Origin of the sequence: Nocardioides faecalis (assembly GCF_018388425.1) — a bacterium.
Lineage (GTDB): Bacteria > Actinomycetota > Actinomycetes > Propionibacteriales > Nocardioidaceae > Nocardioides > Nocardioides faecalis.
The window spans coordinates 2889716-2915465 of sequence record NZ_CP074406.1 but is presented as its reverse complement, the minus strand read 5'-3'; the positions used below and the strand labels follow the sequence as shown (position 1 = coordinate 2915465).

The window sequence follows — 25750 nt, the reverse complement described above, 5'->3', positions numbered from 1 at the left end:
GACAGCCCGGTCCCGGGTCAGAAGGGGGCGACGCCGCGCACCACCCCGTCGGCGGTCAGTGTGACCGAGCCCGGCGAGGACTGCGTCCCGATCAGGCGCAGGTGGATCACCTCGAGGTCGGGCGGCGGCGCCCCGGTGTAGTCGAAGCGGCAGCGCAGCGTGAAGCCGGCGGGGAAGGCGAGGACCTCGTCCGCCCCGATCTGCTGCGTGCCCCCCGAGGAGTCCCAGCACGTCCACCCGGCTCCACGCACCCCGCGAGGCGGGATCAGGACGGCCTCGGCGAACACGATGTCGACGGTGATGGGGTAGGAGCCAGGGCCGGCCACGTTCACCGGCACGACCACGTCGTACCCCAGCGGGCCCAGGGACGGGGCTCGGATGCTGCCCAGCGACGGACAGGGGTAGTAGGTGCCCAGGTCGCCGCTGAACTCGGCGGCCGCGCCCGGCGCGATCTCGTGCCCGGCCAGGGCGGTGGCGACGACGCGCCAGGGCCCCTGGAGCCCGTCCCCGGCGACGAGGGCGTAGCTGAGGCCGGCGGTGCTCGGCAGGACCAGGGAGCCATGGCTGTCGCAGGAGGTGATCGGCGTCGCCTGCGGCGGGACCGGGGTGACCGCCACGATCCGCGGCGGGATCGGCGCGGGCGGAGGCGGAGGCGGGGTGACAGGCGGGGTGACAGGCGGGGTGACAGGCGGGGTGGCAGGCGGGGTGACCGGCTCCGGCTCCGGTGCTGGTTCCGGGTTCGGCTCCGGGTCCTGCTCCGGGGCCGGAGCGGTGTCGCTGGCGTCCGGCTCGTCCTCGGCGGGTGAGGTGTCAGGCACGGTCCCGGCGGCGGGCGGTGCGTGCGTGGGGGGATCGACGGGGGGAAGGGCCGGTCCCGCGACCCTCGGTGGTGGCGCGAGCACCTGGTCGGTGCTGCTGGTGCGCCCCGGGTCCGGCGCGGTGGGGTCCGGTCGGGCGGTGGCGGCGGGACGCTCACGCAGGCCCGTGGTGGGATTCGTGTCAGGACGTCCGGTGCTGATGACCACGGAGGTCACCACCACCGCGGTCACCAGCGCACCGCTGATCACCGCCGCGGGCAGGCCCTGGCCCGCCGCGCCGAAGGCCGAGCGGGCGGCGACGTCCACGGCCGCGGCGCCGTCGGGCAGCCCGGTCACGCCGGGGGCGCCGTTCGCGAGGCCGGTCGCGGGCAGCAGCGCGGCCGGTCCCGCGCCGAGAGGGGCGGCACCCACTCCGCCGAGCAGCAGGACCGGCAGCCACCAGGCGGCCAGCTTGGTGTTCACCTCCTCCAGCTCGGCGAGGCTGAGCGTGCAGGCGCTGCAGTCGGCCAGGTGGGAGTCGACCTTGCGGGCGGCGCGGGCGCTCAGGCCGCCGCGGACGAAGCCCGCCAGGCGCGGGCGGGTCCACTCGCACGAGCTGCCGCCGCCAGTCCGCGCGGACAGGTGGCGGTTGAGGTAGGCGACCCGCAGGCCCTCCCGGGCCCGGTAGGCGAGGGAGGACACGGCGGCGGGGGACAGGTCGAGCAGCGCGGCGACCTCGGGCACGGTGCGCTCCTCCACCTCCAGGTGCCACAGCACCTGCTGCCAGCGGCGGGGCAGGCTGATCAACGCCGCCACGGCTGCGTCGTCGTCGAGCTCGGCGGCGAGGTCGTGCGGGTCCTCGTCCGGAACCTCCAGCAGCCAGTCCTCCGCGGGCACCGGGATCTCCCGGTTCGTGCGCCGCAGGATGTCGCGGTGGCGGTTGCGAATGGTGGCGAACAGGTAGGACCGGAAGTTGCTGCCCGGGCCGCGACCGGCCCGGATCTGCGCGAGCACCCGGGCGAACGCGTCGGCCACGAGGTCCTCGGCGGCGACGGGGCCGGCCAGCACCCGCGCGAGAGCGGTGGCGGAGCCGACGTGCTCGCGGTACAGAGCCTCCACGGCGGCGCCGTCGCCTTGACGCGCCCGCTGCAGCAGGGCGGCGGAGTCGTCGGCGGGTGCGGCCGCGTCGGTGGACGCGGCCTCCCCCACAGGGGGCCCCGCACCGGTGCGCTTGCTCGAGGTCTCGGAGTCATCCCGGTCGGCCGGCATCGTGGAACCACTCATCCCATGTCGTGGGCTTCCCTGCCCGTCCTTGCAGGCTAGGTCGCGCCTTCCGCGCATGTCGGCGTTTCGGAAATTTTCCGATCTCTCCCAGAAATCCGCGTCATGACGGACCGGGGTGCTGCGTCCTGCTTCCTGCGCCGATCTCGTGTGCGGCCCCCCGGGGCCGTGGCGGAGGGAGCGGTCGGCGGCACATGACCGATCGGCTCGGGCAGCGTCGCCCGGGTCGAGGCGGTGCACGATGACCGTTCACTGGGGGACACCTTGATGCCGCAACCTTCGCCCGTGCCTGCAGCACGTGCCGCGACCGCCATGCCGGTCGCACCCGTTCTTCCGCTCCGGCCCCGGGCCGCACCGTCGGCGCCACCGACCGACGCCGAGCTCCTGGCCCGCTGCCGACGCCGGGACGCCGACGCCTGGCGGATGCTGGTCGACCGCTACGAGCGGCTGGTCTACACCGTCGCCCTGCGCAACGGGCTCGCCGCCGAGGACGCCGCCGACGTCACCCAGAACACCTTCGTCACGCTGCTCGACTCGCTCGAGCGCATCCGCGACGAGGAGCGGCTGGCGTCCTGGCTGATGACCGTCGCGCGCCGCCAGTCGTGGCGGGTGCGCACCCTGAGCCGTCGTACCGTCGACCTCGACCAGGTGGCCGAGCAGTCCGAGGACCCCCTCGCCGACTGGGACACCGTCACCGCCCTGCACGACGCGCTGGCCACCCTCGGCGGGCACTGCCGCGAGCTGCTGCAGGCGCTCTATCTCGACGCCGAGGAGCCCAGCTACGCCGAGATCGCGGCGCGCATGGGACGCTCGGTGGGGGGGATCGGACCGATGCGGGGACGATGCCTCGCCAAGCTCCGCGGCATCCTGGAGGACGTCCGATGACCGGGCGGGTCGCCTTCACCGACCTGGTCGACTGGGTGGAGGGGCGCTGCCAGCCGCAGCGGGCCGCCACCGTCGAGCGGGCCGTCGCGACCGACGAGGAGCTGGCGCGATCGGTGGCGTGGATCCGCGACTTCCTGCAGGACGCCGGGGCGATGCCGTTGCAGCAGCCCCCGGCCGGCCTCACGGAGCGGCTCTACGCCCTCTTCGACGGTGCACACCAGGGGGTGGACCCGGAGGGCTGGAGCGAGCTCACCGTGCTTCACGACAGCCGCCGCGCCGCCGTCGCCGGAGTCCGCTCGGCACCCGCCCTCGACAGCGCCCAGCTGGCGATCGAGGGCGGGCCGGGCAGGTTCGTGCTGGAGATCAGCCGCGCCGGCGCCGACACCGTCGACGTGCAGGGCCTGTTCCGGCCCTCTCCAGCGGCGGGCGCCGACGACGGTGTCGACCTGACGTTCCTCGAGCACGGTGTCCTGCGCCGGGCCGCGCGCGCCGGGCGGGACGGCAGGTTCGAGGTGCGTGCCGTGCCGTGCGAGGTGGACGAGCTGCGGGTCAGGGCCGGTGCCGAACGCGCCCGGATCCGGCTCGACCTGACGCTCGGCTGATGGCGCCGCACGAGTCGGACTCCCTGCGCGCCGACCCGGCGGACCTGCACCCCGAGCTGGCGCTGGACCTGGCCGAGTCGGTCCTGCACCGCGACCCCGAGGCCTGCGCCGAGCTGCTCGAGCAGGTCACCGCAGCGAGCTCCGGGCGACGGGACCCCGAGCTGCTGGGCCGCCTGGCCCAGGTGCGCGGCGAGCTGCACCTGATCTGGGGCGACCTGCAGGAGGCTGCCGCCTCGTTCCGCGTCGCGCTCGCCAACCGGCTGGCAGCAGGCGCCGAGGTGGACGCGTGCCGGGCGATGATCGGGCACGCGGTGGTCCGGATCAACCTCGGTGAGTACGGCGACGCGTTGCGCATGTTCTGGGCGCTGCGGCGCACGATCAGCGGGTTGGAGAGCACCGACTCCGCGGTGACGGTGCGGCTGCACGCGATGGTGCACCTGTGGTCGGGGGAGGCGCACACCGGGCGTGGGGACATCCCCGTCGCCCGGCACCACTTCGACATGGCCGAGGACCTGGCCTCCTCGCTCGGCGACACCGGACTGGTCGCTGCGGTGGCGATGTCGCGGGGGGAGGCCCTGGTCTCGATGGGCCTGCCGCGGCGTGCCAGCGAGGAGCTGACCCGGGCCAGGGCGCGGTTCGAGGAGCTCGGCTGGAGGTGGGCGGCCGAGCGGGCGACGCTGCACCTGGCGGAGGCGCGGGCGTGTGCGGGCGACGTCGCGGCCTCCTTCGCGCTCCTGGACTCCATCGACGAACGCGTCCGGGTAGCGGGCGGCTTCGACCATGCCCGCTACCGCACCGTGCGGGCCGGCGTCCTGCTGCGAGCCGGGCTCGCGGTCGAGGCGCACGCGGAGGCGGCGGCAGCCCAGCTGAGGTTCGCCGAGATGGGCATGGTCGATCGCTCCGCCCGGGCGACCCTGGTCTGCGCCACGGCCTCGCTGCGGATGCGCCGGGCCGACCAGGCGCTCCTGGAGCTGACCTCCGCTGAGCGGCTGTTCTCCGAGTGCGGTGCGCAGGCCATGCGGGAGGGCACGCTCCTGATCAGGGCCCAGGTGCTGCTCGAGGAGGGCCAGCCCGAGGCGGCGGCGCGGCTGTGCCGGGAGCTGCTGCTCGGTGGCACCGAGCGCAGCCACCCCCACCTCGGGGTGCGCGCCAGGCTGATCCTGGCCCGCACCGAGGCGGAGGAGCCGGCGGAGAGGTTGATCGGGGAGGCGGCCGACCTGGCCGCCCACCTGGGGGTGCCGGAGCTGCGGCTCGACGTCAGCCTGGCCCGGGCGCGCCTGCACCGCCAGCACGGTCGCCCGCGTGCGGCGCTCGAACCGTTGCGCCGGGCGGCAGAGGGGCGCGCTACCTGGGATCCGGTCTCCCCGATCGTGGCCCGTGGCCCGGCCGGGGCCGACCTCGTGGAGATCAGCGAGGAGCTGATCGGGGTGTTGCTCGATCTCGACGACCACGCCGCGACCATCGAGGCATGGCAGTGGGTGTGCGCCTTGAAGAACGGTGGCTTCAGCCCGCTCGTGGCGCCCACCGTCGCCTGGGAGCCGGCCGGCGGCCGGCTCACCGGACCGTTGCCGGCCCACCAGGCGACCGGCATCACCGGGCTCCGCCCCTACCGGCGCCACGAGCTGCCGCCGGTGCCCGACATGCCGGTGATCGACTACTACGTGCTGGGCCGTGACGTGGTGGCGTTCGTCGTACGTGACGGCCAGGTGCACGTGCGGCGTCTCGTCGGCGCCACGGAGGAGACTCACCACGCGCTGGCCGGCTGGAGCCAGGAACGGGTGTTGGTGGCCGCGCTGGGCGACGCCCTGGAGTCGGTCGGCTCGCGCTCGCTGCGCCTGCTGCACGACATCCTCATCGCCCCGCTCCTCGACCTCGTCGCCGACCTGTACGAGCAGGACGCGAGCCCGCCGACCATCGTCGGTCACCGCCACCTGCACGCCGTGCCGTTCGACGCGCTGGTCGAGATCGGGTCCGCGCCCGTTCCTGCGCCGGCGGTCGCCCCGCAGCCCCTCACCGCGCACGCGCCGGTGCTGGTGCTCGCCGTCCCCGACGATGAGGCCCCCCTGATCGAGGACGAGGCGGCGATGATCGGGCGGCTGCTGCCCGGCAGCGACGTGCACATCGGCACCGACGCCACCAGGGAGGTCCTCTTCGCACGGGGGCCCGAGGTCAGCCTGGTGCACATCGCCTGCCACGGCACCTTCCGCAGCGGCAACCCGCTGTTCTCGGCGCTGCACCTCGGCGACGGCTGGCTGCGTGCCGTGGACCTGGTCGCCGGCGGGCTGCACCTGAACGGCGCGACCGTGGTGCTCAGCGCCTGCGGCGCGGGCGGCGCCTCCGACCTGGCCCTGGAGCCCTTGGGGCTCGCCTGGGCGTTCAGCGAGGCGGGTGCCGGGGCCGTGATCGCGGCGCTGTGGGACGTCGACGACGCGGCGACGCTGGAGCTGATGACCCACCTCTACCACGCCCTGGCTGCCGGCGAGGAGCCGCAGCGCGCCCTGCAGTCCGCTCGGCGGGCGCTCGCTGTGACGCGTCCGCACCCCTACCACTGGGCGGGCTTCCGCTACTTCACGCTGCCCGGAGGCGTCACCCGCTGACGCCACCTGCACCCGCTGGCAAGTCGTGGGATCACGGAGGCACCTTCGCTGCACCAGTGGTACGGCGACGTCACCCGGCGTCGTCGTACCACCGCGATCCCCACCGTCACGACCGTGGGGACGCCCAGCTCGAGGAGTGCCGGCCTTGGTCCGACCCACCGACCCGTTCCCCACCGACGACGCCGGCGCCGAGGAGTCCACGTGGCCGCCGTTCGTGCCGCACCGCGAGATCGACCAGCTCGTCGACCGGCTCGAGAGCGGCCTCGCAGTCGACCCCGGTGAGGCCTTCCGGCTGCTCGGCCTGATCGCCAAGGAGGCGCAACGGTTGCGCACGCTGGTGCTGCGCCTGTCCAGCGCCAAGCTGTCCGAGGCCGACCGCGAGGCGCGGGCCATCGTGGCGGAGGCGCTCCGCCAGGCCGATGCCATGCGCTCCGCCGGGCTCGAGGCGCTCGAGGCCCGCCTGGACGAGGCCGACGAGGTCATCGCGACCATGCGCGAAGCGTTCCGCACCGAGCTGCGCGCCGCAGAGGTCGCCCAGGCCGTCGGCGTCACGCCGCTGCGCCCCGACGCCCGCACGCGCTCGGGCACCGGGCCGGACGGAGGGTCGTGAGCCTCCCGGTCCCGCCGCTGCGCCCGCTGGAATCGCAGACCGTCGCGCTGCGCACCGCAACCTGGCTGCACACCCCGGGCTCCGAGCGGACCCTCGCCGCACCGGTGCCGCGGGTGGCTGTGCTGCCCGAGCCACGCCTCCGTCGGCTGCTCGACGTCCTCATCGCGCTGCTCACCCTGTCGCTGCTCCTCCCGCTCCTGGTGGCGCTGGCCCTCGCCGTACGGCTGAGCAGCCGGGGACCCGTGCTGTACCGGCAGGTCCGCATCGGGGCCGGCGGCGTGCCGATCACCGTGCTGAAGTTCCGGTCGATGACCGCCGACGCCGAGTCGCGCCGCGCCGCGCTGGAGGTGCACAACGAACGCAGCGGGCCGCTGTTCAAGATGCGCCACGACCCGCGGGTGACGCCGGTGGGCCGGTGGATGCGGCGCTTCTCCCTCGACGAGCTGCCCCAGCTGCTCAACGTGCTCAGCGGGTCGATGTCGTTGGTCGGGCCGCGCCCGGCGCTGCCGGCGGAGGCCGCCTGCTTCGACCTCCACGCGGCCAGGCGTCACGCCGTGCGGCCGGGCCTGACCGGCCTGGCGCAGGTCAGCGGCCGCAGCGACCTGCCGTGGGACAGCTCTCTGCAGCTCGACCTGCAGTACGTCGAACGGCGCAGCCTGCACCTGGACGCGCACATCCTGCTCCGCACGCTGCCCGCCGTCCTGCTGGCGCGCGGCGCCTACTGAGCCCTGGCGGCCGATCGCCCGGGCGGCCTCGCCCGAGGAGTCCGAAGTTTTTTCCGCGCCGATGGATCAATCCGCCGGCCCACCTGCACTGGAGAGACATGTTCAACCGTTCACGATCCACGCACGACGTCGACGCCCGGCGGGCCGAGCTCGTCGCCTCCTTCGACGAGGCGGTCGGCTCCTTCCCGTCGCCGCCCACCGAGCCCGCCGGATCCGGCGAGCTGCTCGGCGCTGGTGCGGGGGCGCTGCCGGCGCAGGAGCACACCGAGACGTTGCGCGCGACCCGGGACGCCCAGCAGCAGGCCCAGCAGCTGCTCGCGGTGGCCGCGCAGGCGCGCACCGAGGCCACGGAGCAGGCGGAGCAGATCCTGTTGGAGGCGCGCAGTGCGGCCGACGCACTGCGGGTGGCCAGCGAGTCGGAAGCCACCCGGATCCGCCGCGCGGCGTCCGAGTGGGTGCAGCAGCAGCGCAACCGGGTCGAGACGACGGTCGCCGAGCTGCTGGGCGCGGCCGAGGAGGACGCCGATCGGATCCGCACCGAGGCGATGCGCAATGCGATGGCGGAGGCCGAGGAGACGGCCCGCTTCTACATCTCCGAGGCGGCGGCGCGAGGAGCCCGGGACGCCGAGGCGACCCGCGCCCGCGCCCGAGAGCTGCTCCAGCGGGCGATCGGTCTCGCCGGCGACGTCGACGGCAACCTGCGGGACGCGACAGCGACCCTCACCGGGCTGGCCGGTGACCTGCAGGGCTGGACGAGTGGCCTGGAGCGGCTGCTCGAGGAGGTGCGCACCCACGACGCGGTGGGCAGCCGTCCGACGGAGCACACGAACGGTGCGCCCACGAACGGTGCGCCCACGAGCCCGCCCCCGTTCACTCTCGGTGCGTTCCCCGCCCCGGCCTCGGGGCGTGAGCCCTGGTCCGGCGCCGCCGGGCACGCCCAGGTGGAGACGGGCGAGGTGGAGACGGGCGCGGACGAGACCGGCGAGGACGGCGCGCTGTCCGCGCCCGACCACGCCGGCGCCTCCGAGCCGCAGGTCCGTCGCCAGCTGGGCTCGCTGTTCCGCGACTCCCGACCCACGGGCTGACGCGCCGTGCGGGTCCTGCACGTCACGGAGTCGCTCGGCGGCGTCATGAGCTCGGTGCTCGCGATGGCCGAGGCCACCCCGGGCATCGACCACCACCTCGCGGTGTGGCCCCTGCGGTCGCACTTCAGCACCGGCGACGACTGGCGGTCCGAGATCGCGTCGTTGACGCGACTGCCCCGCAACCCGGTGAGTGCGTCCGTGGCGCTGCGACGACGGGTGCGTGAGCTGTTCCCCGACGTGGTGCACACGCACTCCTCCTACGCGGGGCTGCTGGTGCGCGGGACCGGGCTGTCGGGACCGCGGGTGGCCTACAGCCCGCACTGCTTCGGCTTCGAGCGCCGGGACGCGGGCGGTCTGATGACCGCCCTGGTCACGGCCACGGAGCGGCGCCTGGTCCGGCACACGGACCTGGTGGTCGCGGTCTCACCGCACGAGGTCGAGCTCGCCACCCGGCTGGGGCACCAGTCGGTGGCGTACGTCCCCAACCGGCCGCTGGTCGCGGCGCAGCCGATGGCTGCCCACCGGACCCGGCCCTGGCACGTCGTCACGGTGGGCAGGGTCACCGCGCAGAAGGACTGGCGCTACTTCCTGCACGTCAAGCGCTACGCCGAGGAGGTGCTCGGCATCGAGGCCGTCTGGGAGTGGCTGGGAGCCGGTGACCCGGACGGGGAGGACGCCCTCGTCGAGGCCGGGGTCCGGGTCTCGGGCTGGCTGCCGCGGGCCGACCTGCTGCGCAGGCTCGGTGACGCCCAGGTCTACCTGCACACGGCCGCGTGGGAAGGCGCACCGATCAGCGTGCTCGAGGCCGCCGCCGTCGGCCTGCCGCTGGTGGTCCGGGCGATCGGCCCCACCACCAGCACCCGCGCTCCCGGCACCCGGGGGAGCGTGGCGGAGATCGCCGAGCGCATCGCCGCGCTGCATGCCGAGGGCGCCTGGGCCTTCGCCCGCAACGAGTCGCTGGCCTGGGCCCGCGAGCACACGGGCGCCGTGCAGGGCGACCTGCTGCAGGCGGCGTACGTCGGCCTGGCCGAGGGGCCTGTTCCCGACCTCGTGCCGCAGGAGTGGCCGGAGGTGGCCTCGTGAGCGATGTGTCCACCGCCCTGACCACCGTGGTCGCGAGCACCACGCTGCGCGCGACGTCCACCGCACGGCCGCCCGCACCCGTCCCGACCGCCCCGGCCGCCCCGGGCTCCCTCCGCGTCGTCCGGACCAAGCAGCTGGGCCGGCACACGTCGGCGTGGGACGAGATGGTCGCCACCACGCCTCTGTCCTCCCCGTTCCTGCGCTCGTGGTGGCTGCGGGGCGTGACCGCGACGGATCCCTGCTACCTGCTGGTGTTCGAGGACGCGGTGCTGATCGGCGGCGTCGCACTGGACCGGCGCTGGCGCCTCGGGGTGGACCGTTACACGATGCTGGGGGCCGGCCGGCTGTGCCCCGACCACCTCGACCTCGTTGCTGCACCGCACCGCACCGGAGCCGTCGCCCTCGCGCTTCAGACCTGGTTCTCCCGCCCGGGCTCCCGGATCCTCGACCTCGACGGGCTGCGCGCGGAGTCCGCGCTCGCGACCGCGGTGCCGCACGCGCAGGTCCGGCGCAGCGCGACGACGGTCTGGGAGCCGCTCGGCAGCGCGGAGGCCTACTACGCGGACCGCTCGAAGAACCTCGTGCGCAAGGTGCGCCGGTCCCGGCGCCGCCTGGAGAACGACGGCGTGCGGTTCCGGTGGATCGAACGCAACGAGCTCGAGCGCACCCTCGACGACTTCGTCGCGCTGCACCTGCCGCGCCCCGACCGGCGTCCGCTGCTGCGCCGCATGCCCGAGCTGCGCCGCACGCTCGCCGCCGGCTTCGACCGGGGAGAGGTCGCGGTCCTCGTCGCCGAGAGGCACGGCCGGTCCTGCGGCGTCCTGATCGCCTTCACCACCGGCGGCCGGCTCTGCACCTACCAGATCGCCAGGTCCTTGGACCACGACCTCCGTGACGTCGGCACCCTGCTCTACGCCGTCGCCGTCGAGGACGCCTGCGCCGCCGGGCTGACCGAGATCGACCTGCTGCGCGGCGACGAGGACTACAAGTGGACGCTGGCCTCCCGCAGCCGCGACCTGCACCGGCTGCGTGCGTCGTACGGCGTCCTGGGCCGTCTCGCGCTCGCCGGCACCGAGCTCGCCGAGCGGGTCCGCCCCGTGCTCGGCCGGCTCCGGCGCAGCACGAAGGAGGCGCTGCGATGACCGCGGACACCTCCGCGGGAACCTCGGCGGGCACCCCTGCGGGTGGCGCCGAGGGCGTGACCCGCGGCGCCGGCTGGCTGGGCCTGGGCGCCGGTGTGGTCAAGGCGGTCCAGACCGTGGTGCTGCTGCTCCTGGCTGCCCTGTTGGCGCCGTCGGCGATCGGGGTGCTGGCGATCGGGGCGCTCGTCCTCAACGTCACCACGGCGCTGACCGACCTGGGCAGCAGCACGGCGCTGGTGCACTGGCGCGGAGACGCCGAGCGCGCGGCGCGCAGCGCCCTGAGCCTGGCGGTGGGCCTGGCTGTCGCGATCACCGCCGCCATGTGGTTCGCGGCGCCGGCCGTGGCGCACGTGCTGAACGCCGGAGAGCTGGGCAGCGATGTGCTGCGCGGGCTGATGCTGTGCCTGCCGATGTACGCGGTGGCCGGCGTCAGCCAGGAGCTGCTGCGCCGCGAGCTGGCGTTCAAGCGGCGGGTGCTGCCCGACATCGTCGGTGCGCTGAGCGGGGGAGTGCTGTCGGTGACGCTGGCGCTGCTGGGTCACGGGGCCATGTCCCTGGTGATCGGCCAGCTGGTCCAGGCGGCGCTGGTGATGGTGCTGTGCTGGGCGATGCGGCCGGCGGTCCGGCCCGGGTGGCGGGGCAGCGACGTGGCCGCGCTGATCTCCTACGGGGGCCACCTCGCCGGCGCGAACCTGCTCACGCTGCTCATGCTCAACGTCGACTACCTCGTGGTCGCCCACGAGCTCGGCGCCTTCTCCCTCGGGGTCTACTCGATGGCGTTCCGGTTGGCCTACATGCCCTACCTGCTGGTCGCGGTGGTGATCGCGGGCGCCGCGTTCGCGCACCTGTGCCGCCTGCGGGGTGCCGCCGTGGGCGCGGCCGTCGGCGAGGTCGCCGCCCGGATGACGGTGCTGCTCGTGCCGCTCTACCTCGGTGTCGTGCTGCTCGCCCCGCAGCTGGAGCTCCTCGGCGCGCAGTGGGCCGCCGGCGTGCGTCCGCTGCGCTGGCTCGCGGTCTACGGCCTCGTGCTCAGCCTGCTGCACCTGGGCCTGATCGCGCTGAACGCCGTGGGCCGCACCCGGGACTCGTTCTGGCTGGGCGGCCTGCACCTGGCGCTGCTGACCGCCCTGCTGGTGACGTTCGTGGGCCGCGGGGTGGAGGCCGTGGCCGTGGCCCAGGTCGTCGCTGGTCTCGCCACCTTGCTCGTCACGCTGCCCGTGCTGGCCCGGCGGATCCAGGGTCTGGACCCGCGACGCTGGCTCGGCGCCACCCGCGCGGTGCTGGCCGGGGCCGCGGCGATGACGACCGTGGTGCTGCTCGCGGAGGCGTTGCTGCCCTGGACCCGGGTGTCCTACCCGGGGTTGGCGCTGGTCGGCTCCGCGGCGGTGACGACGTACCTGGCCGTGGTGCTGCGGCTGGACCAGGACGCGCTCATCCCGCGTCTGCCTGCGCTGAGGAGGATGCGATGAGGAGCCAGGTCCGGTTCGCCGGGATGGTTGCGGACCCGGTGGTCAGGGTCGCTCGGCCTCTCGGCCGGAGGCGCGGCGCCGCGCTGACGCTGGTCGGCTGGCACCGCATCGGCGACGCCACCGACGGACTGACCACGACGCTGCCCGACTTCCAACGACACCTCGACGTCCTCGAGGAGTGGGGCGCCATCGTGCTGCCGCTGGACGAGGCGCACCGGATGCTGGTCGCTGGCGAGCTGCCCGAGCGGGCGGTCGCGCTGACCTTCGACGACGGCTATGCCAGCGTGGTCGAGCAGGCGTGGCCGCTGCTGCGGCAGCGTGGCCTGCCGGCGACCCTGTTCGCGGTCAGCGGGTACCTGCGTCCCGGGGCGCGGTTCCCCTGGGACGAGGGGCACCGCCGCGGCGACGACCTCGTCCGGCTGCTCACCGCGCCGGAGCTGTGCGCCGCGGCTGCCGAGGGCCTCGACATCGGCTCGCACACCGTGACCCACCGTTGGCTGCCCGGCCTGGGCGACGATGAGGTGCGGGAGGAGCTGGTGCGTTCCCGCGCCGACCTGGAGGACCTGCTCGCCCGTCCGGTGCGGTCGTTCGCCTACCCCATGGGGGGCTGGAACCCCGCCCTGCGCAGCGCCGTCGAGGCCGCGGGGTACGACCTCGCGATCACCACCGAGCGCGGCCGCAACCGGGCCGACCAGCACCCCGCCTCGCTGCGCCGCGCGTTCGCCTTCGACCGCGCCGACGACGTACGACGCCAGCTGGACGGCGCGTTCACCTGGATGCGGCCCATCGAGCGCCGCCGCGCGCTGCGGGAGCCGACGTGGTGAGCCCGACCGTGGTGACCGGCCGCGCCGACAGCCCTGTCGACGGCTCGGTCGACAGCCCGATCGACAGCCCGGTCGACGGCTCCGTCGACAGCCCGCCGAAGCGGCCGGCCCTCGGCAGCGATCGTCCGCTGCCCCGGCAGGTGGCTGCCGCCGGGGTGCTGGTCCTGGTCGCCGCACTGGCCGTGGGCATCGGCACCGTGGTCGTGCTGGCACCGCTCGTCGCCGTGCTCGCCCTGGTCGCCGTGCTCGGCGTCGTGACGATGCTGGCGCACATCGAGCGCGCGGCACTGGCCTACGTCGCCATCGAGCCGTTCGGCGACCTGGTCGGCGTGCTGCACCCGGCGGCGGTCAAGGTCGCCGGGGTGCTGCTCTTCGTGGCCTGGCTGCTGCGCCTGGTGCTCGACGCGCGGCCGGTGAACCTGCGGCACCCGGGGATCGCGGCGGCCGCGGCACTGGGCCTGGTGGTGCTCGCCTCCACCGTCCTGCACGCCGGCCGCAACGACTCGGGCCTGGAGGTGGCGATCCGCTACGCCTCCTACCTGGCGGTGCTGGCGGTCCTGTCCGACACGCTGCGCGCCACCCGCGCCGAGGGGCCGCACGCCACCGAGGCGGCCGTGCGCCGCATGGCGGCCGTGTTCACCCTGTCGTGCACCGCGGCCGGGGCGGTCGGGCTGGTCGGCTTCCTGCTGCAGGGCGGCCGGGCGGCCGGGCCGCTGTCGGACGCCAACGACTTCGCGTTCTTCTTGATGACGGCTGTGCCGCTGGCGCTCTGGCTGGGCTGCGGCGGCAGGGCGCGGGACCGGTTGTTCTGGCTGTGCGCGGTGGTGCTGGTGCTCGCCGTCCTGGCCACCTTCTCCCGTGGTGCCCTCCTCGGCCTGGCCGCCATGGGTGCCCTGGCGCTGGTGCTCGGCGTCGTGCGTGCCCGGGCGGTGCTCGTCGGCGCCGCGGTGGTGCTCGCCGCGGTCGTGGTGACCTGGGTCAGCGCCGCCGACGTCATCGAGCGCAGCCTGGCGGAGAAGCAGCACGTGGCGGCGGCGAACGTCGACTCCCGCTTCGTGAGCTGGCAGATGGCCGCCGCGATGACGGCGCACAGCCCGCTGCTCGGCCAGGGCCCGGGCGGCTTCGCCGACCAGGGCGCCGCCTTCACCCCGGCCCACGTCACCGACACCCGGCACCTGGACGTGGCGCACCAGATGTACCTCGACGTCGCCAGCGAGCTCGGGCTGCTCGGCCTCGGCGCCTTCGGCGCGGTGATCGTCTCGTCCGCTCGCGGAGCGTGGCGCGCCCGCAGGGAGTGCGTCACCGCGGGCGGTGGTACGGCGTGCCTCGTCGCGTTCTGCGGCGTGCTGGTCGCCGCCTGCTTCCTCACCGAGCAGTACTACCTGCCCGTGTGGCTCCTCGCTGCCTTCGGCATCGCCCTCGATCCCCTCACTCCCTCTCGGAAAGGCGCCTGAGATGCGCGTCGTCCAGCTCATCACCCAGGACCGTGGCGGCCCGGTCGACCACGCGGTGGAGGTGGCGGCCGAGCTCGCGGCCCGGGGGCACGACAGCCACCTCGTCGGCCCGCCCGGCGCCCACGCCGAGCGGGCCGCACGGCTCGGCGTCCAGGTGCACGTCGTGCACGTGCGCACCCGCCACGACGTCCGCGGTGCCGCCCGGGCCGCCCGCACGGTGGCGGCGCTGCGCCCCGACGTCGTGCACTGCCAGGACCGCCGCGCCGGCGTGGCCGGCCGGATGCTCGGCGCCGCGGCCCAGACCGGCACCGTCTACACGCTGCACGGGGTGCCGGACCCGCTCGCCCCGCTCGTGCCGGGGAACCTGCGGATCGCCGCGCCGTCGGCCCGCAGCCGGATGGACAACCTGCTCGCGGAGCGCTGGCTCGCCCGGACCCCGCGCTCGCTCGTCGTCACGCCCTGCGAGGCGGTGGCCCGCTACGCCCGCGACCACGTCGGCATCCGGGCCGACCGGGTGCGTACGGTGCACAACGGCGTGTCGCCGCGGTGGCTGCTGCCGCTGGACGCCCCGGGCGAGGCTGCCGGCCACGCGACCCAGGAGGACGCGCCGAGCCCGCCCCGACCGTTGCGCGTCGTCTGGGTCGGGGTGATGCAGCCGGTCAAGCGGGTGCCCGACCTGGTCCGGGCCGTGGCACCGCTCGACGACGTCGAGCTGGTGCTCGTCGGCGACGGGCCCCAGCGCACCCGGGTCGCCGCGTTGGCCGACTCCCTCGCCCCGGACCGGGTGCACCTCGTGGGCTTCCACGACGACCCCGCACCGCTGTTGCGCACGGCGGACGTGTTCGTGCTCTCCTCGGCCGCCGAGGCGTGCCCGATGGCCCTGCTGCAGGCGATGGCCTGCGGCCTGCCGGTCATCGCCTCCCGCGTCGGCGGGGTCGCGGAGATCGTCCGCGACGGGGTGGACGGGCTCCTCTTCACCGCCGGGGACGTCGACGGACTGCGGGCCGAGCTGGTCCGCCTCGCCGACGACCCGGCCCTGCGCGACCGGCTCGGGGCCAGCGCCCGGAACCGCGTCGCCGATCGCTTCACCCTGGGCGGCTGCGTGGACCGGCTGCTCGAGGCCTATGCGGAGGTGGCCCGATGAGGGTGCTCTCGGTGATCCCGGTCCTCGGCGCCGGCGGGGCGGAGGTCGTCGCCTCCATGCTCGCCCGGGACGTCCGGGCCCAAGGCCACGAGTCGGTCCTCGCCAGCGCGGGCGGATTCCGGGTCGGTGCGCTCACCGCCGCCGGTGTGCGGCACCACCGGGTGCCGCTGGACAGCCGCCGGCCCCGGGACCTGCTGCGCAGCGTCTCCGCGCTGCGCCGCGCGTTCGACGATCGCCCCGACCTCGTGCACGCCCACAACGTCAAGGCCGCGGCGGTGGCCCGGGCCGCCTTCGGTCCCTCGGTGCCGGTGCTGACGACCCTGCACGGCGTACCCGCTTCGGCCCTGGCGCACAGCGCCCGGCTGCTGCGGGCCAGCACCGACGCCGTGGTGGCGGTCTCGCCCTACCTCGCCGCCCAGCTGGAGGTGTACGGCGTCCCGGCGGGCTCCGTCCACGTCGTCGAGAACGCCGTCGAGAACCCAGTCGAGAGCCCCGTCGAGAACGCCGTCGCGAGTCCGGCAGGTGCGTCGTCCCGGACCCGAGCGGCGGTGCGGGCCGCACTGGGCATCGCCGAGGACGAGGTGGTCGTGCTCTGCGCGGCCCGCCTCGCGAAGCAGAAGCGGCACGACCTGCTCGTCGAGGCGTGGCCGCGGGTCGCCGACCGAGCCGTCCTGCTGCTCGCCGGCGACGGCCCCACCCGGGGGCGGGTCCGCGCCGCGGTGGCGGATGCCGGGCTGGACGGACGGGTCCGTCTGCTCGGCGAGCGCAGCGACGTCGACCGGCTGCTCGGGGCCGCCGACCTCGTGGTGCTGCCCACCGACTGGGAGGGCCTGCCGATCAGCGTGCTGGAGGCCATGGCCGCCGGTGTGCCGGTCGTCGTCTCCCGGGTCGGCGGCGTGCTCGAGACCCTGGGCGAGGCGGTCCGGCTCGTGGCACCGGGATCGGCTGCCGCGTTGGCCGACGCGCTCGCCGAGCTCGTCGACGACCCGCACCGCCGGGCGACCCTGGGCGCCCGTGGCCGCGAGCTCGTCCAGCGCCGCTTCGCAGCGGAGCGGATGCTCGCCGGCTACCGCGAGCAGTACGACGCCCTCCTCGCCCGCCGCGCTCCCGTCGCCGCCCCTGTCGCAGCCGCCTCCGTTTCGGGAGCCACCCCCGTCGCAGCGCGTACCGTCACCGCTGCCCCCGCCGCGCCCACCTCCGGGATCGCGCGATGAACGGCCTCGGCGTCTCGACGCACCGGCAGGTCTGGCCGGCGGTGCTCGTCGCGATCATCGTGCTGGCCGGGGTCCTGGGCGCGTTCCTGATGACCCGCGGCCCGCTGCCGGCCGGCGACGCCCACCCCGGTGCCGGCGTCAGCAGCCCGACCAGCGACCCGGCCAGCGACCCGACCAGCGACCCGAGCAGCACCCCCGGCCGCACCACGGAGACCGGCACGAGCCACGGGGCGCTGGCCGCCCTCGAGGTGGTGCGCTGGGGCGGGCACGGCGACCAGCTCGCCGTCGAGGTGCGCAACGCCTCGGACCGCACGGTGCTCCGCGCCGAGCTGCAGGTGGTCGCCCTGGATGCCCGCGGGGCCCCCGTCGGAGTGGCCTCCGCCCACCCGGCCACCACCTGCTGCACCGTGCTCGGCCTGCCCCCGGGCGCGTCGTACGGCGTGTTCGCCGACCTCGACGTCCCGGTCGAGGACGTGGCGCAGGTGCGCGTGCGCTACCTGCAGGTGCGCTTCGCCGACACCGAGCCGACCCCGGCCCGGCTGACGGTCTCCGAGACCCGGCTGCGCCGGCTGCCCGGCGACACCGAGGTCCGCGCGGTGCTCAGGGCGACCGGCGACGTGCGCGGCTTCGTCGTGGGCCAGGCGCTGCTCGAGGACGCGACCGGCCGCCTGGTCGGCGTCATCTCCGGCCGCTTCTACTGCTTCGCCGACCGGAGCCGCCGCAGCGTGCGGATGCAGCTGCTGCGCCCGGTCCCGGCCCGCACCCGGGTCGACCGGGTCCTCGCCTACCCCATCCCGGCGGGGGAGACCGCCGGAGTCCCCGACCGCTGTCCGTCCGATCAGGAGACCCGATGACCTCCACCGCCACCCCTCTGACCGCGGCCGCGACCGCCGCGCCCCGTCCCGGCGGCCTCCGTGCCCTGCCCGCCCTGCTGTGGCGGCGCCGGTGGGCGGTGCTGCTGGTGATCGCCGTCGTCGCCGGCACGGTCGGGCTGGGCCTCGCCACCGCGGAACGGCACTACACCGCGACCGCGCGGGTCGCCGCGACGCCCGCGCCCGCCGCGAGCTCGTCGGCCGCCAACTACGAGGACCTGCTCGGCACCATGGCCCGGGTGGCGACGTCGGGCCCGCTGCTGGAGCAGGTCGCCCGCAGCACCGGTGCCCTGGACGTCGAGCAGCTGCGTGACCGTGTCGAGGGCGAGGTCGTGGCGGGCACCGTGATCATCCAGGTCGCGGTCACCGACGTCGACCCGGAGCGTGCCGCCCTGGTGGCCAACGCGGTCGCCAACGAGCTTCCCGAGCACGACCCCAGCGAGGGCGCGTTCGTGTTCAGCGTGACCGAGCCGGCCGAGGTGCCCGAGGAGGCCAGCTCGCCGGACATCCCCGTGACGGTCCTCGCCGGGATGGCGCTGGCGCTGGGCCTGGCGCTCGCGGTCGCGGTCCTGCTCGACCGCACCTTCCGCACCGTCGACACCCCGCAGGAGGTGCTCGAGGCGACCGGGGCGACCGTGCTCGGCGTCCTGCCGCAGCCCTCGGACCCCGTCGGCATGCCCGCGACCCGCCCCCGCACCCCGGAGACCGGGGCGTTCCGGGCGCTGCGGCTGGGAGTGGAGTTCGCCAGCACCCACCAGCCCACCCGGCTCCTGGTGGTCGCCCCCGGCGTCGGCTCCGACCCGCACCCGGGATGGGTGGAGGCGAACCTGGCCGCCGCCCTGGCCGACGTCGGGCACCGGGTGCTGCTCATCGACGGCGACCGGGACACGCCGCGGCGCCACCCCGTGCTGGACCGGGACGGCGACCCCGGCCTGTACGACGTGCTCGCCGGCTCCGTGCCGCTGCTCGACGCGGTGCATCCCGAGATCGAGGCGGGCTTCGACGTGCTCGGCCTGGGCGCGGCGCACCTCGCACCGCCCAGCCTGCTGGAGATGCGGTTCCGTGAGCTGCTCGAGCAGACCGAGGCGCACTACGACGTGGTGGTGGTGCACGCCGCGGCGGTCTCCGTCTCCGAGGACGCCCGGATCATGGCCATCCACGGCGCGCTCCTGCTCACCGTGAGCGCGGGTCGGGTGAACCCCCGGCACCTGGAGCGGGTGGCCGAGCACCTGCGCATGGTCGACACCCGGGTGCTGGGTGCGGTGCTGCGCGACGGCTCGCGTGCTCCCGCCCCCCGCGTGCGTCGTACGACGACGGGGGCGTGAGCGGCGATGGACGTGCTCGTCACCGGGGGAGCCGGGTTCATCGGCAGCACGGTCGCCAGTGCCGCCATCGAGGCGGGTCACCGTCCGGTGATCGTGGACAACCTGGTGACCGGACGGCGGGAGTTCACCCGCGGCCGCTGCTTCTACGAGGGCGACATCGCCGACGCCGCGCTCATGCACCGGGTGCTCGACGAGAACCCCGGCATCAAGGTGGTCATCCACTGCGCGGCGCTGATCGTGGTGCCCGACTCGGTGGCCCGGCCGGTCGACTACTACCGCGCCAACGTGGCCGCCACGCTCAGCCTGGTCGACACGCTGCAGCAGCGCGGGATCCGCGACTTGGTGTTCAGCAGCTCGGCGTCCATCTACCGCGCGGACGCCGACTTCACCGTCGACGAGGACTCCGCGCTGGAGCCGCAGAGTCCGTACGCCCGGACCAAGCTCGTGGTGGAGACGATGCTGGAGGACATCACCGCAGCCGGTCGGCTGCGGGCGCTGTCGCTTCGCTACTTCAACCCGATCGGCGCGGACCCACGGCTGCGCACCGGGCTCCAGGTGCCGGTCCCGAGCCACGCGCTGGGCAAGCTGGTCGAGGCCTGGTCACAGCAGCGTCCCTTCCAGGTGACGGGCACCGACTTCGAGACCCGCGACGGCTCCGGGATCCGCGACTACGTGCACGTGTGGGACCTCGCCCGGGCACACGTCGCGGCGATCGAGCGCTTCGACCGGGCGCTGGACGGCTCCCGGCACGCGGCGATCAACCTGGGCACGGGCCGGGGTACGACGGTCCGGGAGCTGGTGGCGGCCTTCGAGGAGGTCACCGGCGAGCCGGTGCCGGTGACCACCGCACCCCGCAGGCCGGGGGACACGGCAGGGGCCTACACCCGCAGCGACCGGGCCGCCCGGTTGCTGGGGTGGACGGCGCAGCGCGACCTGACCGAGGGGATCGCGGACACGCTGGCGTGGTTCGCCCACCGCCCGGCCGTGCTGCCCGATCTCGACGGCCTGCCACAGCGCGCCGGGCGCGCCGCCTACGCGGCCGACCCCGTGATCGGCACCGTGATCGACAGCCTCGCCGACCCGGTGGCGGTGGGCTCCGGACGCTGAGGGGCACCCCGATTTGCAACCCCCGGGACATGTGTTGGTAATGTTCCTTCTCGCCGCGGGAACGCAGCGAGAACCTCCGGGCCTAGGGCCCAGAACAAAGGTTCTTGTCGTGTGTCCGGGGTGCTTGGTGTGTGCGAGTCGGGTTGCTCCTCGCGGAGTTGACCGGCTCGGATCGGCCGAGTAACGTTTCACAGGTTGCCCCGCGACCAAGGCCCGGATCGGGTTGAGGCGCGAGTGCGTGTGATGTTTGAGAACTCAACAGTGTGTCATGCATATGATTGTTGTGAATTAATGCATCAGCTTATGGCTGGTGTGGGTTTTTCGGCAATGAAATGATTCTGGCGATTAACATTGTCAGGTTTGTTTGGTTGTCAGGTATTGAATTTTCTTATGGAGAGTTTGATCCTGGCTCAGGACGAACGCTGGCGGCGTGCTTAACACATGCAAGTCGAGCGGAAAGGCCCTTCGGGGTACTCGAGCGGCGAACGGGTGAGTAACACGTGAGTAATCTGCCCTGGACTCTGGGATAGCCACCGGAAACGGTGATTAATACCGGATATGACTACTACCCGCATGGGTTGGTGGTGGAAAGTTTTTTCGGTCCAGGATGTGCTCGCGGCCTATCAGCTTGTTGGTGAGGTAATGGCTCACCAAGGCTTTGACGGGTAACCGGCCTGAGAGGGTGACCGGTCACACTGGGACTGTGAGACACGGCCCAGACTCCTACGGGAGGCAGCAGTGGGGAATATTGGACAATGGGCGGAAGCCTGATCCAGCAACGCCGCGTGAGGGATGACGGCCTTCGGGTTGTAAACCTCTTTCAGTACCGACGAAGCGAAAGTGACGGTAGGTACAGAAGAAGGACCGGCCAACTACGTGCCAGCAGCCGCGGTAATACGTAGGGTCCGAGCGTTGTCCGGAATTATTGGGCGTAAAGGGCTCGTAGGCGGTTTGTCACGTCGGGAGTGAAAACCATGGGCTTAACTCATGGCTTGCTTTCGATACGGGCAGACTAGAGGTATGCAGGGGAGAATGGAATTCCTGGTGTAGCGGTGAAATGCGCAGATATCAGGAGGAACACCGGTGGCGAAGGCGGTTCTCTGGGCATTACCTGACGCTGAGGAGCGAAAGTGTGGGGAGCGAACAGGATTAGATACCCTGGTAGTCCACACCGTAAACGTTGGGCGCTAGGTGTGGGACCTATTCCATGGGTTCCGTGCCGTAGCTAACGCATTAAGCGCCCCGCCTGGGGAGTACGGCCGCAAGGCTAAAACTCAAAGGAATTGACGGGGGCCCGCACAAGCGGCGGAGCATGCGGATTAATTCGATGCAACGCGAAGAACCTTACCTGGGTTTGACATACACCGGAAGCCTCTAGAGATAGAGGTCTCTTTGATACTGGTGTACAGGTGGTGCATGGCTGTCGTCAGCTCGTGTCGTGAGATGTTGGGTTAAGTCCCGCAACGAGCGCAACCCTCGTTCCATGTTGCCAGCGGATAATGCCGGGGACTCATGGGAGACTGCCGGGGTCAACTCGGAGGAAGGTGGGGATGACGTCAAGTCATCATGCCCCTTATGTCCAGGGCTTCACGCATGCTACAATGGCCGGTACAAAGGGCTGCGATCCCGTGAGGGGGAGCGAATCCCAAAAAGCCGGTCTCAGTTCGGATTGGGGTCTGCAACTCGACCCCATGAAGTCGGAGTCGCTAGTAATCGCAGATCAGCAACGCTGCGGTGAATACGTTCCCGGGCCTTGTACACACCGCCCGTCACGTCACGAAAGTCGGCAACACCCGAAGCCGGTGGCCCAACCCTTGTGGGGGGAGCCGTCGAAGGTGGGGCTGGCGATTGGGACGAAGTCGTAACAAGGTAGCCGTACCGGAAGGTGCGGCTGGATCACCTCCTTTCTAAGGAGCACACTCACGCAGCCGGCCGAATGTGCTGGTTGTTCTTTGGGGTGTTCACTAGTGGAACACAATGATCTTCTGCAGCCATGGTGGTTCCTTTCTGGGGGCTGGTGTGGTTGTGGGTGTATGGCACGCTGTTGGGTGTCTGAGGCATCAGACGCCGATCACCTGTTTGGGGTGGTGGGTGCTGGTAGGGCTTCTGGTTGTTTGATTATTGGATAGTGGACGCGAGCATCCGCCCGCACATGCAGCTCACCTGAGTCTTCGGAGTTTGTTCTTCGGAACTTGGTGGTGGGGTGTGGTTGTGGGTGGTGAATGTTTGTGTTGTTTCGTGATTGTTAAGGTGTTTCTTAACTGATTTGAGAAACCATATGGCCATCTCGTGCATGACGTGTTTGTTTGTTGTGTGTGTTGGTGGTTTGTTGTGGGCAAGTTGTTAAGGGCACATGGTGGATGCCTTGGCATCGAGAGCCGATGAAGGACGTGGGAGCCTGCGAAATGCCCTGGGGAGTTGGCAACCGAGCGTTGATCCGGGGATGTCCGAATGGGGAAACCCAGCTGGAGTCATGTCCAGTTACCCGCATCTGAATAAAATAGGGTGTGTGGAGGGAACGTGGGGAAGTGAAACATCTCAGTACCCACAGGAAGAGAAAACAACCGTGATTCCGAGAGTAGTGGCGAGCGAAAATCGGATGAGGCTAAACCTCACTTGTGTGATACCCGGCAGGGTTGCAGGTGGGGGTCGTGGGAATGTCGTTGTGCCATCTGCCGGTGGTGCGCACAGTCAGAAACCAGTCTTGAGGTCGAAGTCCGTTGGAAAGCGGTGCCGGAGCGGTGATAGCCCCGTAGACGATAGAGGCTGGCTGTGTTCGGTATCTCCCAAGTAACACGCCACTCCTGGAATGGTGTGTGAATCTGGCGGACCACCCGTTAAGCCTAAATACTCCTCGATGACCGATAGCGGACAAGTACCGTGAGGAAAGGTGAAAAGTACCCCTGGCGGGAGTGAAATAGTACCTGAAACCATGTGCCTACAATCCGTCAGAGCCCGGCTGCCACTTGTGGTGTTGGGGTGATGGCGTGCCTTTTGAAGAATGAGCCTGCGAGTTAGCGGCACGTGGCAAGGTTAACCCGTGTGGGGTAGCCGTAGCGAAAGCGAGTCTGAATAGGGCGTTTGAGTCGCGTGTTCTAGACCCGAAGCGGAGTGATCTACCCATGGGCAGGTTGAAGCGCCGGTAAGACGGCGTGGAGGACCGAACCCACTTCAGTTGAAAATGGAGGGGATGACCTGTGGGTAGGGGTGAAAGGCCAATCAAACTCCGTGATAGCTGGTTCTCCCGAAATGCATTTAGGTGCAGCGTTGCGTGTTTCTTGCCGGAGGTAGAGCACTGGATAGCCGATGGGCCCGACCAGGTTACTGACGTTAGCCAAACTCCGAATGCCGGTAAGTGTGAGCGTGGCAGTGAGACTGCGGGCGATAAGGTTCGTAGTCGAGAGGGAAACAGCCCAGACATCGGCTAAGGCCCTAAGAGGCGGCTAAGTGGAAAAGGATTGGAGTCGCAGTGACAACCAGGAGGTTGGCTTGGAAGCAGCCACCCTTGAAAGAGTGCGTAATAGCTCACTGGTCAAGTGATTCCGCGCCGACAATGTAGCGGGGCTCAAGCCGCCCGCCGAAGCCATGGCAGCCACATGTAACCCAAGCCCCACTTGATGGTGGTTCAGGGGTGTGGCTGGGTAGGGGAGCGTCGTGTCACGGGTGAAGCTCCGGAGTGATCCAGGGGTGGACGTGACACGAGTGAGAATGCAGGCATGAGTAGCGAATCACGGGCGAGAAACCCGTGCGCCGATTGATCAAGGGTTCCAGGGTCAAGCTAATCTGCCCTGGGTAAGTCGGGACCTAAGGCGAGGCCGACAGGCGTAGTCGATGGACAACGGGTTGATATTCCCGTACCGGCAAAATGGCGCCCATGACGAGCCCGGTGATGCTAACCACCCGAAACCCAGCTTATTGATCCCTTCGGGGTGAGAGGGCTGGGCGGAGCGTGGGACCCGATCCGGTAGTAGTCAAGCGATGGGGTGACGCAGGAAGGTAGCCCAACCGCCGCGATGGTAGACGGCGGGTAAGCATGTAGGACGTGACCTAGGCAAATCCGGGTTGCAGCCCTTTGGTGGGTGAGTCTGAGATGTGATGCCGACCCCGTAGGGGGGAAGTGGGTGATCCTATGCTGCCTAGAAAAACCTCTAGCGAGCCATGAGCCGCCCGTACCCCAAACCGACTCAGGTGATCAGGTAGAGAATACCAAGGCGATCGAGACAACCATGGTTAAGGAACTCGGCAAAATGCCCCCGTAACTTCGGGAGAAGGGGGGCCCGGATCGTGACCCCACTTGCTGGGTGAGCGTGAAGGGCCGCAGAGACCAGGCCCAAGCGACTGTTTACTAAAAACACAGGTCCGTGCGAAGTTGTAAGACGATGTATACGGACTGACTCCTGCCCGGTGCTGGAAGGTTAAGAGGAGGGTTTAGACGCAAGTCGAAGCTCAGAATTTAAGCCCCAGTAAACGGCGGTGGTAACTATAACCATCCTAAGGTAGCGAAATTCCTTGTCGGGTAAGTTCCGACCTGCACGAATGGAGTAACGACTTGGGCGCTGTCTCAACCATGGACTCGGCGAAATTGCACTACGAGTAAAGATGCTCGTTACGCGCGGCAGGACGGAAAGACCCCGGGACCTTTACTATAGTTTGGCATTGGTGTTTGGTTCGGCTTGTGTAGGATAGGTGGGAGACTGTGAAACCTTCACGCCAGTGGGGTGGAGTCAACGTTGAAATACCACTCTGGTCGTACTAGATGTCTAACCTAGGGCCATGATCTGGTTCAGGGACAGTGCCTGATGGGTAGTTTAACTGGGGCGGTTGCCTCCTAAAGAGTAACGGAGGCGCTCAAAGGTTCCCTCAGCCTGGTTGGCAATCAGGTGTTGAGTGTAAGTGCACAAGGGAGCTTGACTGTGAGACAGACATGTCGAGCAGGGACGAAAGTCGGAACTAGTGATCCGGCAACTGCGAGTGGAAGCGTTGTCGCTCAACGGATAAAAGGTACCCCGGGGATAACAGGCTGATCTTCCCCAAGAGTCCATATCGACGGGATGGTTTGGCACCTCGATGTCGGCTCGTCGCATCCTGGGGCTGGAGTAGGTCCCAAGGGTTGGGCTGTTCGCCCATTAAAGCGGCACGCGAGCTGGGTTTAGAACGTCGTGAGACAGTTCGGTCCCTATCCGCCGCGCGCGTAGGAAACTTGAGAAAGGCTGTCCCTAGTACGAGAGGACCGGGATGGACGAACCTCTGTGTGCCAGTTGTACCGCCAGGTGCATGGCTGGTTGGCTACGTTCGGAAGTGATAACCGCTGAACGCATCTAAGCGGGAAGCACGTTTCAAGATGAGGTTTCCCACCCCTTTGTGGGTTAAGGCCCCCAACAGATTATTGGGTTGATAGGCCGGAGGTGTACAGCAGCAATGCCCAGCCGACCGGTACTAATAGGCCGAAGACTTGCCACAACAAACCCCCAACACATCCAACAAATCCGATGTGCACACGGGTCATGGCAACACACGAACACACATGACATTCC

Annotated in this window: 17 protein-coding genes and 2 rRNA genes; 18 read left to right on the top strand and 1 reads right to left on the bottom strand. The window is 71.1% G+C overall.

From position 1 onward, the window contains the following. Positions 1-17: 17 nt before the first annotated feature. Positions 18-2081, bottom strand: coding sequence for a sigma-70 family RNA polymerase sigma factor (locus KG111_RS13645; protein ID WP_205290839.1), 2064 nt, complete (start codon positions 2079-2081; stop codon positions 18-20). 282 nt (positions 2082-2363) lie between these two features. On the opposite strand from KG111_RS13645, the gene KG111_RS13640 reads away from it, so the two are divergent. The 18 genes from KG111_RS13640 to KG111_RS13555 all read left to right on the top strand — a co-directional run bounded on the left by KG111_RS13640 (position 2364) and on the right by KG111_RS13555 (position 25676). Further along, on the top strand, positions 2364-2963 hold the full coding sequence (locus KG111_RS13640) for an RNA polymerase sigma factor (RefSeq protein ID WP_205290838.1): 600 nt from the start codon (positions 2364-2366) through the stop codon (positions 2961-2963). Continuing rightward, complete coding sequence (locus KG111_RS13635) at positions 2960-3565, top strand: hypothetical protein (protein WP_205290836.1); 606 nt, start codon at positions 2960-2962, stop codon at positions 3563-3565. Before KG111_RS13640 ends, KG111_RS13635 begins: the two co-directional genes overlap by 4 nt. After that, positions 3565-6162 carry a CHAT domain-containing protein gene (locus KG111_RS13630; protein WP_205290835.1) on the top strand — a complete coding sequence of 866 codons (2598 nt, stop codon included), beginning with the start codon at positions 3565-3567 and terminating at the stop codon, positions 6160-6162. The genes KG111_RS13635 and KG111_RS13630 overlap by 1 nt, the downstream gene beginning before the upstream one ends. Positions 6163-6307: 145 nt before the next feature. Next, positions 6308-6772 (top strand): hypothetical protein, encoded by a 465-nt coding sequence (locus tag KG111_RS13625; protein WP_205290834.1) that lies wholly within the window; start codon positions 6308-6310, stop codon positions 6770-6772. Then, positions 6769-7497 (top strand): sugar transferase, encoded by a 729-nt coding sequence (locus KG111_RS13620; protein WP_249666139.1) that lies wholly within the window; start codon positions 6769-6771, stop codon positions 7495-7497. The genes KG111_RS13625 and KG111_RS13620 overlap by 4 nt, the downstream gene beginning before the upstream one ends. Positions 7498-7595: 98 nt before the next feature. Further along, the gene (locus KG111_RS13615; RefSeq protein WP_205290833.1) at positions 7596-8582 is read left to right on the top strand and encodes a hypothetical protein; all 987 of its coding nucleotides are present in this window, start codon (positions 7596-7598) and stop codon (positions 8580-8582) included. Positions 8583-8588: 6 nt separating this feature from the next. Beyond that, on the top strand, positions 8589-9665 hold the full coding sequence (locus KG111_RS13610) for a glycosyltransferase (RefSeq protein WP_205290832.1): 1077 nt from the start codon (positions 8589-8591) through the stop codon (positions 9663-9665). After that, positions 9662-10807: a GNAT family N-acetyltransferase gene (locus KG111_RS13605; protein ID WP_205290831.1), complete on the top strand. Its 1146-nt coding sequence runs from the start codon at positions 9662-9664 to the stop codon at positions 10805-10807. The genes KG111_RS13610 and KG111_RS13605 overlap by 4 nt, the downstream gene beginning before the upstream one ends. Next, positions 10804-12276 (top strand): oligosaccharide flippase family protein, encoded by a 1473-nt coding sequence (locus tag KG111_RS13600; protein ID WP_205290830.1) that lies wholly within the window; start codon positions 10804-10806, stop codon positions 12274-12276. The genes KG111_RS13605 and KG111_RS13600 overlap by 4 nt, the downstream gene beginning before the upstream one ends. Continuing rightward, on the top strand, positions 12273-13100 hold the full coding sequence (locus tag KG111_RS13595; RefSeq protein WP_205290829.1) for a polysaccharide deacetylase family protein: 828 nt from the start codon (positions 12273-12275) through the stop codon (positions 13098-13100). Before KG111_RS13600 ends, KG111_RS13595 begins: the two co-directional genes overlap by 4 nt. Beyond that, on the top strand, positions 13097-14554 hold the full coding sequence (locus KG111_RS13590) for an O-antigen ligase family protein (RefSeq protein ID WP_205290828.1): 1458 nt from the start codon (positions 13097-13099) through the stop codon (positions 14552-14554). Before KG111_RS13595 ends, KG111_RS13590 begins: the two co-directional genes overlap by 4 nt. Position 14555: 1 nt before the next feature. Further along, complete coding sequence (locus tag KG111_RS13585) at positions 14556-15698, top strand: glycosyltransferase family 4 protein (protein ID WP_205290827.1); 1143 nt, start codon at positions 14556-14558, stop codon at positions 15696-15698. Beyond that, complete coding sequence (locus KG111_RS13580; RefSeq protein WP_205290826.1) at positions 15695-16912, top strand: glycosyltransferase; 1218 nt, start codon at positions 15695-15697, stop codon at positions 16910-16912. Before KG111_RS13585 ends, KG111_RS13580 begins: the two co-directional genes overlap by 4 nt. Beyond that, positions 16909-17766: a hypothetical protein gene (locus KG111_RS13575; RefSeq protein WP_205290825.1), complete on the top strand. Its 858-nt coding sequence runs from the start codon at positions 16909-16911 to the stop codon at positions 17764-17766. Before KG111_RS13580 ends, KG111_RS13575 begins: the two co-directional genes overlap by 4 nt. Further along, a complete protein-coding gene (locus KG111_RS13570; protein WP_205290824.1) occupies positions 17763-19109 on the top strand; it encodes a hypothetical protein in 1347 nt (448 codons plus the stop codon). Before KG111_RS13575 ends, KG111_RS13570 begins: the two co-directional genes overlap by 4 nt. Positions 19110-19115: 6 nt before the next feature. Beyond that, positions 19116-20216, top strand: coding sequence for a UDP-glucose 4-epimerase GalE (gene galE, locus KG111_RS13565; RefSeq protein WP_205290823.1), 1101 nt, complete (start codon positions 19116-19118; stop codon positions 20214-20216). 387 nt (positions 20217-20603) lie between these two features. Further along, positions 20604-22123: ribosomal RNA gene (locus KG111_RS13560) — 16S ribosomal RNA — on the top strand. Positions 22124-22549: 426 nt separating this feature from the next. Continuing rightward, positions 22550-25676, top strand: a 23S ribosomal RNA gene (locus tag KG111_RS13555). The 16S and 23S rRNA genes sit together here, the layout of an rRNA operon. The last annotated feature ends 74 nt before the right edge of the window (positions 25677-25750 follow it).